Origin of the sequence: Kamptonema animale CS-326, assembly GCF_028330895.1 — a bacterium.
Lineage (GTDB): Bacteria > Cyanobacteriota > Cyanobacteriia > Cyanobacteriales > Microcoleaceae > Kamptonema > Kamptonema formosum.
On the sequence record NZ_JAQMUA010000200.1, the window covers coordinates 1 to 14,979 of the forward strand.

A 14,979-nucleotide genomic window follows, 5' to 3' on the forward strand; every position below is an offset into this window, starting at 1 on the left:
AAGTATTTTCGTCAAAAAACCCGGTTTCTTTGGTTGGGTGCGTAAGTCCTGTAATTGCTAATTACCCATCCTCCCCATCTGCGATGAATTAAAAATTAAAAATTAAAAATTAAAAATTAAATCTAACAATTTTTAATTTTGCATTTTTTTTAATTTTGCATTTTTAATTTTTAATTAATTAAGTTACTCCCCCATCTCCCCTCTCTTCCCTAGTCCCTAGCCCCTAGCCCCTAGCCCCTTCTTCTCAAGCAAACAAGCAGAAATTCGCCTAGCCGCGCCTGGTTCTCCCATGCGACGCAAGCCATTTTCAGCAATGAGTTGCAATCGATCGGGATCGCGGAGTAATGATTGAATTACACTAGGAACTTCTGCTGGATGCTTAACTAGAATTAGCGATGGCCCTAAGAGGCGACTTTGAGCTTCAGCAAAAGCATAAGTAAACTGGGGGCCACTTCCGGGAATTGCGATCGCAGGTTTTCCTAAACCAACAAATTGCTCAGTTGCAGTTCCCGCCATCGCGATCGCGAAATCTCCTTGATTCAAACAATCGCTAAAACTTTGCTGAGTCAAAATTAGCGACGCATTTCTATTCTTAAATGCCATCGGTAATTTAGGTTTTGGTACTGGTAACTTAGGATTAGCTACAGGTAATTGTAAAATACTCCCTTGCTCTCCTGCTCCTCTGCTTCCCCTTTCTCGTACTCCTCCCCCTTCCTGCTCCCAGCCAGAGGATTCTAGAGGTGGACATAAAGCTTCTAAACTTAAGTTAGGAGCGATCGCACCCAAAAAGAGCAAATGGCGATCGCGAAAAACATCAGCTACCTTCGCTACCGCCTGAACAATTAACTCCCAATTGGCATAAGCTTCTGGTGCTCTCGAACCAGGTAAAAGTACGATAACTAGCGATCGCTGTTTCTCCCGGATTTCCATATCACCCCCGTAAAAGGCTGGCTCAGCATTTTCTGAGAGCAAATCATCCATCATCGGATTGCCCAAATTGTAGGCTGGAATCCGAAATCGTTGCAAAGTCTCAGCCGTTAGCGCATCCCTGGGAAAAACAGCCTGACAGCGCCTCCTACTCATCAACCAGCGCTCCCAAGGCAAGTAAACCGATCCCGACCACCCTTCCCAACGCTGCACCCGCGATCGACGCGGTAGGGGCCCCTCCTCGTCTCGCAAATAATATTCCGATTTGGCTGTTCCCACGAAAGCATAGGGGACACCGCTCAACCAGGCAAATAATAGTGGGACAATATCTCCGACTGCTAAGATCGAGCCACCCTGTTTTGCCCAAGCACGTATAGTTTTAAACTGAGCTAGGGTTAATTGTAATAAGCCGGAATTGACATCGCGCACCAATTGGCGGCCATCCATGTAAATGAACCCTCCCGAAGGCATCCGCTGTACGGGGCCGATAATGGGGACATTTTCCAATTGAGAGTAAGCTTGTCCTTCCCCTACTAAAGGTAAGACAGCTAATTCTGGTGGATGAGGATGTTTTTGTAGTTCCCGTAAGATGCGAACGGCGATCGCATCTTCACCGTGACCATTACTAAGGCAGAGTAATTTTAATTTCGTATTCACTAAAATATTCTCCTATAATCTAAGCAAAAAATTTTATCGCTGCTTCTGCCCTTCTAAATAATTAGATTTTTCTGGCTTCTGTTATAAATTTATGATTTAGGATTTTCGATGGACACGCTAATTGGCAAAACGTTACAAGGCGGTAAGTATACTCTAGAACAAGAACTAGGGCGGGGTGGTTTTGGCATTACTTTCAGGGCGACTCATCACTATTTAGGACAGGCTGTAGTTATTAAAACCCTGAATGAGTCTTTGCGGCAACATCCCAATTTTGCTGAATTTCAGGCTAAATTTCAAGATGAGGCACGAAGGTTGGCTTTGTGCTCTCACCCAAATATTGTCAGAGTCAGCGACTTTTTTGTTGAGGATGGGTTGCCTTTTATGGTCATGGATTACATTCCTGGCCAGACTTTAGCAGATGTGGTTTTTCCTAACAACCCGCTAGCGGAGGCGATCGCAATTCACTACATTCGCCAAGTTGGGGCCGCCTTAAAGGTAGTCCATCAAAATGGCTTACTGCACCGCGATATTAAGCCCCAAAACATCATTTTGCGCCAAGGTACGACGGATGTAGTGCTGATTGATTTTGGCATTGCGCGAGAATTTACCCCAGGGGTAACGCAAGCTCATACCAATATGGTATCAGAAGGCTACGCGCCGATGGAGCAGTATCTCCGCCAAGGTAAACCGACGGCGGCGACGGATGTTTACGGTTTGGCGGCGACGCTTTACACGCTGTTGACGGCGCAAGTACCCGTACCGGCAACTTTGCGAAATCAGCAACCCATGCCTGCGCCTCGCGACTTGCAACCGCAATTAAGTCCGGGTGTGAATCAAGCGGTGATGCGGGGTATGGCAGTGGAGGCTCAATATCGACCGTCTAGTGTGGATGAGTGGCTGTCAATGTTGCCTGCTGGGGCTGTAAATTCGCCTGTGAGTGCTGCTAATTCGCCGAGTACGGGGCCGACGGTGGCTGTGATTCCGCAGCATTCTAATCCGGTTTCAGGGGGGGCTACGGCTACATCTGGGGTAACGGCAAGGCCTCAGAAAAGTGGCTGTAAGGTTTTTGCTGTTTGGGGGTTAGTGGCGATCGCAGCTATTTTAGCGGGTGTTATGGGTTTTGCTGCGGTTTTGATTAATAGCTGGACTTCGCGATCGCCTGAATCTGCTACTGTTAAGGAGCGCCCTAGTCCGGTTGTTGAGGAAAGAAAACGCGATCGGCCGCAACCAACTCCCACTCCCGAAGTTACGCCAACTCCTGGTGCGATCGTCACGCCGCCGCCTGTAATTGAAACTCCATCCCCAATTGTTGAATCTCCAACGCCAACACCTATAATCATCCCAACACCTATCCCCATCCCAACACCGCAGGAATCACCTATTGAGGAACCAATAGATCCCGAATTGCCACCTTCACCCCAACCGCAACCCTCAGAAAATCCAGCAACGAATTACCAAATACCGAGAGTACCTGGGTTTCCTGTTGGTACGTCAGAAAGTCAGGTGATCGGAGAATTGGGACAGCCAACTAAGATTAAAAATAGAGGTTTTTGGCCAAATACTCGCACGGCAACTTATGAATTGCTGCCGAATCAAATTACTTTAGGCTATATTTACGATCGCGATTCTGGGAAATTGCGCCAAACTGAGGCTTCTTTTGCTCAATCTGTAGATGATTTGGTGATGCGAACTACTTTAAATGGGATGTTAGGCGGGGCAAATAATGAAATTATGGAGGGTTTTAGGTCGGTAGAGCAGCGGAGAACAGATCGCTTTGATTTTAACAAAGGTGGACTTAAAGGTGAGATTGTTCGCAATGATAGCGATCGCATTTATATCGGTGTTTGGGATCGAGATTTGCACTAATTTGGTAATCGGTAATTGTTAATTATTCAGGAGGAAGCAGAAATAAGGCAGGAGATAGGAAGAATTGAATAGACAAAAGTTTAGCTAGAGGAGATCGACCAGGAATAGTGCTAATTGATGCCAGATATCGCAATCATACAAGTTTTTTACAAGAACAGGACTTACGCCGCTCAAAACCCCGGTTTCTGCGTCAATTTTTCTCGAAAAAAGCGATGATTTTGGTCGGAAACCGTTTTTTTTGCGTAAGTCCTAAAGAATTAGAGAAAAAAGTAATTAAAATAAGTAAATCCCCCTAATTAAACATAAGATCTAGATGGCTAAAAAGCTGAGTGTATAAACATTCTTCCTTCTCTCCTAGATAACTAAATTTTTCTTCTTTCTTCCTTCTCTCTTCTTCCTTCTTCCTTCTTCCTTCTTCCTTCTTCCTTCTACTTATAACAGTTATGGCTATAGCAGAGCAGAAAATTAAAATTACCTATATCTTCACGCACCATATTCGTTGGGTTCCCTTTGAATTGGTCGCCAAATGTATCGACAAGAGTAAGTTCGCAATTGACTATATCATTCTGAATGAAGGCGATCCTATGATCTCCTTTTTAAGCCAGATTAATGTTCCTTGTACTGTTGCCTCATATCAGGATTATAGCAATACCCCAGAAATAGTCAAATTTATCTACGAACACTTGAGGAGAAACAACACCAATATTGTTCATACTCATTGGTTCGCGGGTAGCTTGGTGGGAATGCAAGCTGCTTATTACGCCCATATTCCAGTACGAATCTTCACCAGAGAACATCCTTCGATTAAATACTATTCGCGTCATGCTCCCAGCAAGCATCGCTTAATATGGGAATGTGCCACCAATGTTATTGGTGTTACCAACACCAGCAAACAAGGCATGATAGAAGACGGGATACCAGAGGATAAAATCACAATTATACCAACGGGATTTGATGTTAGTGAATTTGAAAATGTAGACAATTCGCGCATTGATAAATTGCGCTCCAAGTATCTAGCAAATCATCAAGGCCCTGTTATTGGTGTAGCTGCGAGGTATGTCAGATGGAAAGGAGTTGAATACGTCATTGAAGCACACAAGCAGGTTCTCGAAGCTTATCCTAATGCAATCTTAGTTCTTTCAGGTACACATACAAATCGTGCCAGCCTGGAGGATAAAATTCGCAATGCGCGCAAAGAAGACATCGTTGCGCCTCAATACGAAGACATTATCAGCATCACAAATAAGTTGTCCCAATTACCCGATGGTAGCTATGTTGAAATCCCATTTGAAGAGGATATTTTTGCCCTGTTCAGATTATTTGATGTTTTCGTCCATGTGCCTACAGATTCTATTCAAGAAACCTTCGGACAAGTCTATGTAGAAGCAATGCTTTCTAAAGTTCCATCTGTTATTACTCTTGCAGGTAGTGCTTTGGATTATGCTGTACATAAAGAGAATGCTTGGGTTGTTGATTACAAGAACAGCGATCGAATTGCCGAAGGAATATTAGCACTCTTAAGCGATGCACGCCTGAGAGAAACGATCGTTAACAACGCCTTTCTCTGTGCTCAACAATACGATATCAAGAATCATATCCGACAACTTGAAGACTTTTATATCTCTGAGCTGGAAAAAAGAAGGAAATAGTATTAAGCGTCAAGTTGAACAATCTCTACAAGCTATGATTAAGTCTAATGTACAAACCCCTTTTTTAATTCCTCAAGCTTATACCTGAATCCTTACTGAAAGTCTCTATATTTTCGAGATGACTCACATCATTCCAAACAATAAGACTCCAGCGCCCGTTAACATACTCAAAAATGCAGAGGTTCGCATTATACAGCTTGAAGCGCCAACTATTTCCAGGTGGGAGACCCAGCACCATTTCAAAAAAAACCATTAAGATACAACCATGAGCGATCGCCACAACAGTTTCATCTAGATGTCGTTCAGCGATCGCATTCAGGACGCGAAAGCCTCTATCCCTACATTGCCTTAAACTTTCTCCTTCTGGGATGACGTACTCAAAGCCAATACGTTCATAGTCTTGCCGTTCCTGTGGAAACTTCTCGTGCATTTCAGAGACTGTTAATCCCTCAAATATTCCCATGTTCCACTCTCGTAATTGCGGCTCGAAAATAACTTTCTTTCCACATACTTCAGCAATGATATTGGCTGTTTGAACAGCACGACCCAGGTCACTGCTGTATAAAGTGGTGAATGAAAAACGCAGTAAGCGATCGGCAATAGCATGGGCCTGCCTGATTCCTTTGGGTGTCAATGGACTATCGAGTTGCCCCGTAACCTTATGCTGTACATTCCACTCGGTTTCCCCATGGCGTACAATGACAAGTTTCATTTTTTGATCCTATAGATAGTGATTGATAAGGAAGGTTCTATTTCTACGGCAGGGTTTTGATTTCCAGGCTCGTTTGACCAATTTTGAATCAACCCTGCTGAAATTTCTAAATATTGAAAACTCTCTGTATCTCCTCGTAGGCTTGTTTCTGTATTTCCAGCGCCAGCCAGGTTACATGGACAAAATAAGATCCCAAATTGTCACAGCATAGTGGATTATTGTCGTAGGTGTGGGTATAGCAGAATTTAAACTTGCTGTCGATATCCATATTCAACAGACCCAGTTCAGAGTTTTCTAACATAAATCGCGAAATTACACGCTGGTCATTCTGACGGCAATCCATCATGTATTTCTCCACAAAATTATTGGCAATATAGTTAAGCATACGGAGATAAGCCCATTTGTAGCCAATAATAAAGCCACTATTGAGATACTTTGCTGGATGCCCTAAATAGTTAGACAAAAAGAAGGGAAGTACATCGGCGCTGTGGTGGCAAAATACAGTTTCGGCACTGATGATAATATCTCTACCTGTGGCACTAAAGTCTGCTGCTAATCCAGCAGGATCGTAACGAATGCACAGCACATCATAGGCATCCGTAAAGACTATGATTGTGTCGTCAGCAATATCGGTATCAGAAGCTAAGAAGTCGCGAACCTTGAATATTTTTGAGAGGAGTCCGAGTCGCGGACAGTAATTATCGAGGATACGCAAGTTACCCTGCAATGATGAATACAGTGGTTGGACGCGCGGACTACCTGCGTCGCATAAGGTGATGAAAACAGGTTCTTCAGGAATTTGCATAAACCTCTATTTGCTTCATTTCTTGATTCTACTTAGACAGACTTTAACCTGTTAGATCAAATCCTTTTGTATCAGAATTATATCGCGATATCGTTATTAACGCTCACGCTGATATCACCAAAATATATAGTAACCGCTTTCGTCGGTTAGGGTAACAAGGGGCTAGGGAAAGAAAGGAAAGAAGAGGAAGAGAGTTCACTAAACCCCATGTTTTACTGACACATTATCAGTAACTTTGACTGTCCAGTACAACAGCCACTGGGATTTAACTTTAGGTTGGATAATAAGCTCTAGAAAACTTGATAATGATATTGTAATAACCAGCCAAATTAATAAACCCAGGGAGAAACTTAAAACTGTTCCTTGCCAAGGAAAGTATTTACGCATTAGCACCGCAATCGGCATATGTAATAGATAAAAAGCATAAGAAATACGACCCATCAAAGGAATTTTTTTCAAAATATGCACAGATGTATTATAGTTAACCAAGAGAATTGCAAGCATAGTAAAAAAAGATGCTACTACCAATTGCGGATTTTCAAAAATGCTTCCTTTCAAAATTATTCCCGACAGTTGAAAAATAGGGAGGAGGAAACAGAGTAAACGCAGATAAATAAAACCATAAAAATAGCGACCTGCGATCTCACAGATTATTAATATACAGATTGGCAGAAATACTAGGTCAGACAAATTGACAAAGCTAGCAACTGGATTGGGAAAACCGAGGACGCTTAAAATCGATTTATCGGTGAAAAAATGATTGGTAGCATGAAATAATAAAATATAGCTAATCAGAGGGAAAACTGATTCTCTCTGACTAGAAGTTTGTACTTTCCATGATAATAATAATCCACTCAACCAAAAAATCCATCCAGAAGCATAACCAGAAATAAATTGTGGAAATAATGGCATAAACCAGCCAACTATACTGATTAGAAGAGCAAATAAAAATAAATCTAAAATTTTAGATCGCAACCACCAGACTAAAATAAAAACTAAATAATATAGAACTTCATAATTCAAACTCCATAGAGCAGCATCACCTGCTATGGGATGTAAAGAAAAAGAAAAGTATTTATCAAAATTTTGCAAAAAAAATAAATTCCCTAAAACTATATTTAATTTTTCAGTTGGTTCAGCCAATACTCCCAAACAAATAGCAATTAAATAAATTGGTAAAATTCTAATAACTCGGCGTAATATATAATTATGAACCTGCTGAATTGAGAACTCTTTTGTGGTCGTTAAGCCAATGACATAGCCTGAGAGAACAAAGAATAGTAAAACAGCAGTATGTGCCGCTTGTAAATAACTAAAATAAATGTTGGGATGATAGGTAGGGTCTAAAGAGTTTTTTATCCCAAAAACATGAAATGATGCTACTGAAAGTGCAGCAAGTCCTCTAATCCCCTCTAAATTGGAGTCGTAGCTTGAATTTTTTTCTAAAGAGCGATCGCTTCTACTATCAGGCTCCGTTTTTGTATTAATTTCCATCAGAATCTAACTCAGGACTTAGGCGCGATCGCAGTATTGCCGCCAACAGGCGAGGTAAGAATACCGCCAGGATGGCGGCGTTACGGATACTATTGCAGTTAGTTGACTTACGCCAAGTGCTACTAGATCTTGATCCCAAGGCGCACTTCCTTATCAATCCGTGTCAGCATTGGGCCAGGAACCTCACGGAAGTAGTCATCCGTCGCTTTGCGCGATCCAGCCCAGCAGCCATAGTCATCAACGATCAGAACGCCTCCTGTGGAGAGTCGAGGGTAGAGAAGCTGAAACTCAAGGGCTGTGGATTCATACCAATCGGTATCTAGACGCAAAACAGAGATGATTTCTGGCTTAATCTTTTCCAATGTCTCAATGACATCTCCTTGCACAAAATGAATCTCAAAATCAAAATTATGGACGGAGAAAGCTGCTTGAACATCTTCTAATGAAGCGTAACACCAACCAACTTCGTCCCCATATTGCTCCATCATTTCAAAGCCAGTACGTCCATATTTGTCCACATCAAATTCAGTGGGGGTTGGCATACCCTGAAATGTGTCATACAGATATAGCTGGCGATCGCTAACTTTTCGCGCTTTCATAATCAAGGCAGCAAGTAAAGCACTCCCTCCTCTCCAAACTCCGCATTCTACAATGTCGCCGGGTATCTGGCGATCGAGTACATAGTTCACCGATGTATAAAGCGCAAAGAGTGCCTCGATGCTGGTCATTGTGTAAGGCCTTACCTGCTCAAATAAATCCATGAATACCCGATCTTTGTCAATATCTAGTGTGACCATATCTTTCATGGTCACTTGATGCTTCGTGGAGAAAACGATCGTGCGCTCAGTATTCATAATCACAAGGAGGAGTGGGGATAGTTTAAAAGGATGGGGGCTGCAAAGCTTTCATGATTATAGATGAGCAATAGATTAATGCTCATCTTTTCTGCTACATAAGATTGACATAAAGTGGACAAGAGCGATATCTTGGGCACTTAAAATTTATTTCCTGTTTCAGTGTAGGGAGTCAGCTCCTCAGTAAGTATAACTAGGGACTAGGGGCGACGCTGAACGATCGCACCTTCATTTCCTCGTAGCTCAATGCTGTGTCCCAGTTTCCCTCCCCGACGATCCATGAATGTCGAGAGGAGAACTGTTGACTGGTTGCGAAACTCCACTGGTAATGTCCATTCCTGGTATTCAGAACTGAAATTCAAAGCCACAACGAGATCCGATTCCTGATTAAAGCGTCGATAGCAGAAAAGCTGTGGGGATGAGTATAAAGAAATGTAATCACCCAGTTGCAGTGCGGATTGTTGCCGACGCAAGCGCAACAGCGCCCGCGTAAGTGAGAGACACGATCGGGAGTTATGCTTCTGGGCCTTGACATTGATAGTGCTGTAGTCGTGAGCGATCGGCAACCAAGGCTGGACTGATTCTGAACAGAAGCCCGCATTAGCAGAGTCATCCCAGAGCATCGGCGTGCGTTCGGGATCGCGCCCCACCCCAATGCCAGGAGCTTTTTTTTCCCAAGGATCTTGAATGTGCTCGGAGGGAATCCAGCCGTCCTCCATTCCCAGTTCCTCTCCGTAGTAGATCGTTGGTGTACCACGAAGGGTAAGCAGTAGCATCATAGCGATTTTGGCTTGATGAATCCCAATTCTGCTGGCGACGCGATGCTTGTCATGATTACCTAATGTCCAATTTGGCCATGCACCTTCAGGTAGCAGTCTCTCGTAACGATCGACAATTTCTCGGATGGACTCTGCACTCCATTGACAATCAGATGACATCAATTCTGAATTGAGGGGTAAATGAAATTCGTCATTATTTGAGCCATAGTGCTTGATAATTTCTTCTAGTGGCTTATATAGTTCACCGATTAAAAGACGATTTTCATAACCATCTACAAGCGTCCGCAGCATACGATTGAAATCGTGAATTTCTGGTATATTTTTGCTGAAGACTTCAAACAGGCGATCGGATGGTTCCATGCCGGGATGCCAGTCAGAATTCACCGGATTATCTCGAAATTCCAAATCTTTGAAGGCACGATAGGCGGCATCAACTCGAAATCCATCCACGCCTCGCTGTAACCAAAAATGCAGTACATCCAACATCGCCTTTTTAGCATCGGCGTTACGCCAATTGATATCTGGCTGCTCTTTGAGAAACGAGTGTAGATAGTATTGCTCTGTTTTATCGTCCCATTCCCAGGCAGAAAGCCCATCAAAACGTCCTAGCCAATTATTGGGAGGACTACCATCTGGCTTTGGATCTTTCCATATATACCAGTCTCGCTTGGGATGAGAACGCGAACTGCGGGATTCAATAAACCACTGATGCCGATCGCTAGTATGTGCGGCAACAAAGTCAATCAATATCTTGAGATGGCGATCGTGCAACTGTTGGATCAAGCTATCTATATCTGCAAGGGTTCCAAAAACAGGGTCAATATTTGTATGATCGCTGACATCATACCCAAAATCGGCCATGGGAGAGGGGTAGAAGGGTGTCACCCAGACGGTATCTATCCCCAACCATTCTAAATAATCTAGTTGCTGGATAATGCCAGGGATATCACCAATGCCATCTCCATTCGAGTCCTGAAAGCTACGCAGATAAGGTTGATAAATAACGGCAGACTTCCACCAAGGAGAATGAGACATTAGGGCTATGGATAATTAAAATCATTCAAATTTAGGTAGATCCATCCTCCCATATCCCTCTTCAATCCTAACCTTAAAAATGAGGAAATTTCGTCAATACCTCAAAAGGTATATATTTAGATAATTCGTAGGAAGCAGATAATTGGGCTAATTCGTCAGATGCTAGAGCTAGCTAATTTCTGAGAATTGACGCATTTGTACAAGCCTATGAACTACCGCATCCCTGCTTCGGTAAATCTTAATCCATGAGGTGAAATAGTGTTTGAAGCTGCAAAGATACCTTGCTACATGAACCAATCGGATCGAAGGGGTTTATTTCTGGGTCTTGTGAATCAAGGGGTTTGGCAGGAAGTAAATTTTGTCAAAACTAAAGCTGGTCAAATTCGAGGTGGGCATTTCCATACTAGAACCAATGAACTGATTTTTCTGGTGCGCGGTAAGGCAGAGGTAGAACTGCAAGAGTGCGATCGCCCGGAACAAAAACAGCGGTTTATTTTGAACTCAGGAGAAGGAGTGCAGATTAAGCCTTATATGCTTCACACCTTGCACTACCTAGAAGACAGCGAACAAATTGCACTACTGGATGTTGCTTTCGATCCTGCCGATCCAGATTTGCACACCCTTGCACCAGATTAATTAAATTAACCAGTAAGGAGACAGTAAAGTTGAGCTTCTTGTGCGATCGGTGTTAAGGTAATGAGTTCTCATCTGAGAAGCTTTAAATCAGATATTTTACTGAACCGGATTTTTCTAAAAAAAGACAATTGATATGATCCCTCAAATTCAACCTTGGATTGATGATAGTGAATGGCAAGAAGTTAAGCGGGTGATGGAATCAACCTACTTAACTGAGAATCAGGTGACAGAGGAGTTTGAAGCTGGCATTAGGGCTTTAACTGGGGCAAAGCACGCAATTGCTGTTTGCAACGGTACTGCTGCCTTATACTGCATCCTCAAGGCTCTGGATATCGGTCATGGAGATGAGGTGATTGTCCCCAACCTGACTTTTGTTGCTTCCGCGAATGCCGTAATTATGGCAGGGGCTAAGCCGGTATTTTGCCCAGTTAGGGTAGATACCCTGTGTATTGATGTAGAAGCAGCCGCAGCACTGGTCAATGACAAGACTAAAGGGATTATGCCTGTCCATTTGTACGGTCAAAGTGCAGATATGGAGGCCGTACTCGCCTTCGCTAAGCGCTTTGAGTTGAAGGTAATTGAAGATGCAGCACAGGCGATCGGAGTAGAATTCAACGATCGCCATGTTGGCTATTACGGAGATGCAGGCGCTATTTCCTTCTATGGCAACAAAACGATCACCTGTGGTGAAGGTGGGATTATTCTCACTGATATTGATACTATTGCCCAGACCTGCCGTCGGCTGAAGAATCATGGGCGATCGCGTCGCGGTACCTTTGTCCACGAACATATTGGCTTTAATTTTTCCATGACAGAAATGCAGGCAGCTATCGGTGTTGCCCAACTCAGAAAGTTACCTGCAATTATTAAACGCAAACAGCAAATTTATGACGCTTACATGGCTGGTTTAGTAAACCTGCCCCAGTTGCAGCCGCTCTTTATAGACCCACGCTGTAAGCCCGTCCACTGGTTTACCTCTTTCTATGCTGAAAACCGGGCTAAACTGGCTGACTATTTAGCCGAGCGCGGAATTCAAACCCGCATCTTTTTCTGTCCGCTTCATCTTCAACCTTGTTATCAAGACTGGACAGATCCCAGCATGACCTATCCCGTTAGTACATCTGCTTACGAGCGCGGAATTTCTTTACCGTCATCCTATGGTTTGACAGATGAAGAACTAGATTTTATCATCGCCCAAATTCACCAGTTCTATCAGCTTTGCGAGCAATTGGAAAGTGCTTGAATCTCTTCTCTCTCAAACCTCCGAATATCTTGCCTGTCGCGAGCAGGTAGTTGCGGCTCTGGCAGATTTGCCCCAGGGTAAAGCGTTATCTGAGGCGCTGATTGCAGGTCGCGACTTTCTTCACTTACTCCATCCCGATGAGGTGGCCGGTGTAACCAGAATTCAGGTGCGGGAGGGACATGGGCCTCAAAATCTCAACGATCGCCCCCTTGATACGCACTTCCAGGCTTATTTGCAAGCTGCGATCGATCCCCAGATTCGTATTGGTCTTCTCGCAGATGGCACTAAACCCAAAAGCTATGACGATCGCAAAGTCCGCTGGTCTGGGGCGGGAGTAGCTGGATTCTGGTCGCGCAGTCAAGACACCCTCACCTTGGAAGTTGGGCCCACTAGCTACCCACGTTGTCGTCAGGATTTGACTCGGAGTTCGTTGGAATCCCTGAAGCTGATGATGCGCGGACTGGCTACTTACCAAGATCCCTATGCCTATTTTGCTAGGGGAGTTGGGGTGGCGGTGGTTCCGCTGACTGCGGATGGTAATGTCTACATTGGTAAGCGATCGACTTCATCGGATTACACAGGCGTTCTCAATTTTGTGGCGGGTTGGGCTACATTTTCTCCTACAGTTCAAGACATCAATTTTTATCAAGATGCTCAACGGGAATTGGAGGAAGAAGTGAATGTTACCATGACCTTAAATGAGACGAATACTCGGTTTATTGGGATGTCCGGCAATCCGATCACGGGAGAAGTTGATTTGGTCTTTGTGGTGCAAACGGAAATGCGCGATCGCCATTTTCGAGCGGGTCATTGGGAAGAGCATTCTTCTTTGGTTGGCATTCGCAATAAAGCTGAAGCTGAAGTTTTGCTAGAAAATGGACTGTTACCCGGAGAGCAAGAACCTTGCGCTCTGATGTTTTCCTCTCGCTTGGGCTTAGAATACTTAGTTCAACAGCATTGGTGAACGGTAGATAGAAAGACCTGACACCGCTGGTAATCAAATATTTTGAACAGGATAAAACTCTATGCAATGGCTCAATGAACCCTCTCAATGGACAGACTCAGGCGATCGCTTGATTGTCAAAACTTCTCCCAAAACAGATTTTTGGCGAATTACCCATTATGGGTTTATTCGCGACACCGGACATTTTTACTTTGATTCCATCAGCACTGATTTTGTGATTGATGTCAAAATACGCGGCAATTACAAGGATATCTACGACCAGGCGGGTATCATGCTGCGTGCGGATGAAAAGCATTGGATCAAGACGGGTATTGAATATGTTGATGGCGTACAAAATCTGAGTGCTGTTGTTACCCATGACTATTCAGATTGGTCAGTCATTCCGTTACTAAATCCCCCTGATGTTTTACACTTGCGGGTTGAACGCTGTAAAGAAGCTATCCAAATTTTCTACTTAAATGAAACTGCTAACTATGCAATGCTCAGAATGACGTATTTACCCTATCAAACGCTTCAAGTAGGCGTTATGTGTGCCTCCCCAGACGGAGATGGATTCGAGGTAACGTTTGAAGATTATCAGGTCAATGCTACAGGATCTTAATCTTCCTTTCATCCTACTTTATACCAATTTCAAAAAAGTATGCAACAGTATTCTTGTCCCCCCCTTTGCAAGGGGGGCTAGGGGGGTCGAAGAGTGTTGCATGATTTTAGGCAACTCTGCGACTTTTACAGATAAATCGGAGATGGGGCTAGGGGGGTCGAAGAGTGTTGCATGATTTTAGAGAAATGGTATTAAAAATTTGTCGATGAGGGTTGTGAAGTTGCACTCACACTTTGGTCATCAATCAATTTTCTCAGAAGCTTGAATCTGGCTGACAATATCTGACATTGGCCAATATCCCCAAGATTCTGTAATCTGCTGGTTCTCAATCTTAAATATTTCTAACGCCTCAAATTCTATTTTCACTCCACTAGCAGCCATACCAACAAACTCACCCAGGTGGGTAGCTGTAAAGTGACCTCGAAATACAACTTTGTCATTTTCTTCAATGAGATCGTCAATCACTACTTTGATATCTGGAAAGGCTTTGTGAGTCGCTTTTAGGATCTCAATCGCATCCTCGACGCTTCGCACTTGAGGTAGCCCATGATCTAGATAATTGGGTACAATATACTTATATGCAGCTTCGTAATCTTGATTGTTATAGATTTCAAAAAACAGTTTAACTACTTCTTTATTAGTCAGGCTATTCATACAATTTCATTTCTACTTTGACAGGCAAATCATACACCAATGCTGTGACTTTGTAAACTTGTGAGAACTTATATCATGTCCGGTTAAATACTTGTCATTGCGA

General features: G+C 43.4%; 14 protein-coding genes. 6 read left to right on the forward strand and 8 right to left on the reverse strand.

The features are described 5' to 3' along the window. Positions 1-216: 216 nt before the first annotated feature. Positions 217-1,584: a lipid-A-disaccharide synthase-related protein gene (locus tag PN499_RS11560; protein WP_272032022.1), complete on the reverse strand. Its 1,368-nt coding sequence runs from the start codon at positions 1,582-1,584 to the stop codon at positions 217-219. A gap of 108 nt (positions 1,585-1,692) precedes the next feature. Here PN499_RS11560 and PN499_RS11565 point away from each other — a divergent pair, with 108 nt between their 5' ends. Both PN499_RS11565 and PN499_RS11570 read left to right on the forward strand, forming a co-directional pair. After that, the gene (locus PN499_RS11565) at positions 1,693-3,450 is read left to right on the forward strand and encodes a serine/threonine protein kinase (RefSeq protein ID WP_272032023.1); all 1,758 of its coding nucleotides are present in this window, start codon (positions 1,693-1,695) and stop codon (positions 3,448-3,450) included. Positions 3,451-4,034: 584 nt separating this feature from the next. Then, positions 4,035-5,099, forward strand: a complete 1,065-nt coding sequence (locus tag PN499_RS11570; RefSeq protein ID WP_272032025.1) for a glycosyltransferase family 4 protein — start codon at positions 4,035-4,037, stop codon at positions 5,097-5,099. A 64-nt stretch (positions 5,100-5,163) separates the two neighbouring features. Here the strand turns inward: PN499_RS11570 and PN499_RS11575 are convergent, their stop codons facing one another. The 6 genes from PN499_RS11575 to PN499_RS11600 all read right to left on the reverse strand — a co-directional run bounded on the left by PN499_RS11575 (position 5,164) and on the right by PN499_RS11600 (position 10,778). Then, positions 5,164-5,811: a histidine phosphatase family protein gene (locus PN499_RS11575; RefSeq protein ID WP_272032026.1), complete on the reverse strand. Its 648-nt coding sequence runs from the start codon at positions 5,809-5,811 to the stop codon at positions 5,164-5,166. A 106-nt stretch (positions 5,812-5,917) separates the two neighbouring features. Next, the gene (locus PN499_RS11580; RefSeq protein WP_272032027.1) at positions 5,918-6,616 is read right to left on the reverse strand and encodes a glycosyltransferase domain-containing protein; all 699 of its coding nucleotides are present in this window, start codon (positions 6,614-6,616) and stop codon (positions 5,918-5,920) included. Positions 6,617-6,814: 198 nt separating this feature from the next. After that, on the reverse strand, positions 6,815-8,110 hold the full coding sequence (locus PN499_RS11585; protein ID WP_272032028.1) for an acyltransferase family protein: 1,296 nt from the start codon (positions 8,108-8,110) through the stop codon (positions 6,815-6,817). Next, positions 8,100-8,249: a hypothetical protein gene (locus PN499_RS11590; protein ID WP_272032029.1), complete on the reverse strand. Its 150-nt coding sequence runs from the start codon at positions 8,247-8,249 to the stop codon at positions 8,100-8,102. The genes PN499_RS11585 and PN499_RS11590 overlap by 11 nt, the downstream gene beginning before the upstream one ends. Beyond that, positions 8,233-8,964 carry a TylF/MycF/NovP-related O-methyltransferase gene (locus tag PN499_RS11595; RefSeq protein WP_272032030.1) on the reverse strand — a complete coding sequence of 244 codons (732 nt, stop codon included), beginning with the start codon at positions 8,962-8,964 and terminating at the stop codon, positions 8,233-8,235. Before PN499_RS11595 ends, PN499_RS11590 begins: the two co-directional genes overlap by 17 nt. A gap of 200 nt (positions 8,965-9,164) precedes the next feature. Further along, positions 9,165-10,778, reverse strand: a complete 1,614-nt coding sequence (locus PN499_RS11600) for an alpha-amylase family glycosyl hydrolase (RefSeq protein WP_272032031.1) — start codon at positions 10,776-10,778, stop codon at positions 9,165-9,167. Between the two features lie 288 nt (positions 10,779-11,066). Here PN499_RS11600 and PN499_RS11605 point away from each other — a divergent pair, with 288 nt between their 5' ends. The 4 genes from PN499_RS11605 to PN499_RS11620 all read left to right on the forward strand — a co-directional run bounded on the left by PN499_RS11605 (position 11,067) and on the right by PN499_RS11620 (position 14,222). Further along, entirely contained in the window at positions 11,067-11,414 is a 348-nt protein-coding gene (locus PN499_RS11605) for a polysaccharide biosynthesis C-terminal domain-containing protein (RefSeq protein ID WP_272032032.1), read from the forward strand. Between the two features lie 133 nt (positions 11,415-11,547). After that, positions 11,548-12,657 (forward strand): DegT/DnrJ/EryC1/StrS family aminotransferase, encoded by a 1,110-nt coding sequence (locus PN499_RS11610; RefSeq protein WP_272032034.1) that lies wholly within the window; start codon positions 11,548-11,550, stop codon positions 12,655-12,657. Then, on the forward strand, positions 12,650-13,621 hold the full coding sequence (locus PN499_RS11615) for an NUDIX hydrolase (RefSeq protein WP_272032035.1): 972 nt from the start codon (positions 12,650-12,652) through the stop codon (positions 13,619-13,621). The genes PN499_RS11610 and PN499_RS11615 overlap by 8 nt, the downstream gene beginning before the upstream one ends. Positions 13,622-13,682: 61 nt before the next feature. Next, a complete protein-coding gene (locus PN499_RS11620) occupies positions 13,683-14,222 on the forward strand; it encodes a DUF1349 domain-containing protein (protein WP_272032036.1) in 540 nt (179 codons plus the stop codon). Positions 14,223-14,462: 240 nt separating this feature from the next. Here PN499_RS11620 and PN499_RS11625 read toward each other — a convergent pair whose 3' ends face one another. Next, the gene (locus tag PN499_RS11625; protein WP_272032037.1) at positions 14,463-14,876 is read right to left on the reverse strand and encodes an ester cyclase; all 414 of its coding nucleotides are present in this window, start codon (positions 14,874-14,876) and stop codon (positions 14,463-14,465) included. Positions 14,877-14,979: the final 103 nt, after the last annotated feature.

Coding starts and splice junctions, on each gene's coding strand:
- PN499_RS11565 (WP_272032023.1), top strand. CDS start 1,693: ATGGACACGCTAATTGGCAAAACGTTACAAGGCGGTAAGTATACTCTA.
- PN499_RS11570 (WP_272032025.1), top strand. CDS start 4,035: ATGATCTCCTTTTTAAGCCAGATTAATGTTCCTTGTACTGTTGCCTCA.
- PN499_RS11575 (WP_272032026.1), bottom strand. CDS start 5,811: ATGAAACTTGTCATTGTACGCCATGGGGAAACCGAGTGGAATGTACAG.
- PN499_RS11580 (WP_272032027.1), bottom strand. CDS start 6,616: ATGCAAATTCCTGAAGAACCTGTTTTCATCACCTTATGCGACGCAGGT.
- PN499_RS11585 (WP_272032028.1), bottom strand. CDS start 8,110: ATGGAAATTAATACAAAAACGGAGCCTGATAGTAGAAGCGATCGCTCT.
- PN499_RS11595 (WP_272032030.1), bottom strand. CDS start 8,964: ATGAATACTGAGCGCACGATCGTTTTCTCCACGAAGCATCAAGTGACC.
- PN499_RS11600 (WP_272032031.1), bottom strand. CDS start 10,778: ATGTCTCATTCTCCTTGGTGGAAGTCTGCCGTTATTTATCAACCTTAT.
- PN499_RS11605 (WP_272032032.1), top strand. CDS start 11,067: ATGAACCAATCGGATCGAAGGGGTTTATTTCTGGGTCTTGTGAATCAA.
- PN499_RS11610 (WP_272032034.1), top strand. CDS start 11,548: ATGATCCCTCAAATTCAACCTTGGATTGATGATAGTGAATGGCAAGAA.
- PN499_RS11620 (WP_272032036.1), top strand. CDS start 13,683: ATGCAATGGCTCAATGAACCCTCTCAATGGACAGACTCAGGCGATCGC.
- PN499_RS11625 (WP_272032037.1), bottom strand. CDS start 14,876: ATGAATAGCCTGACTAATAAAGAAGTAGTTAAACTGTTTTTTGAAATC.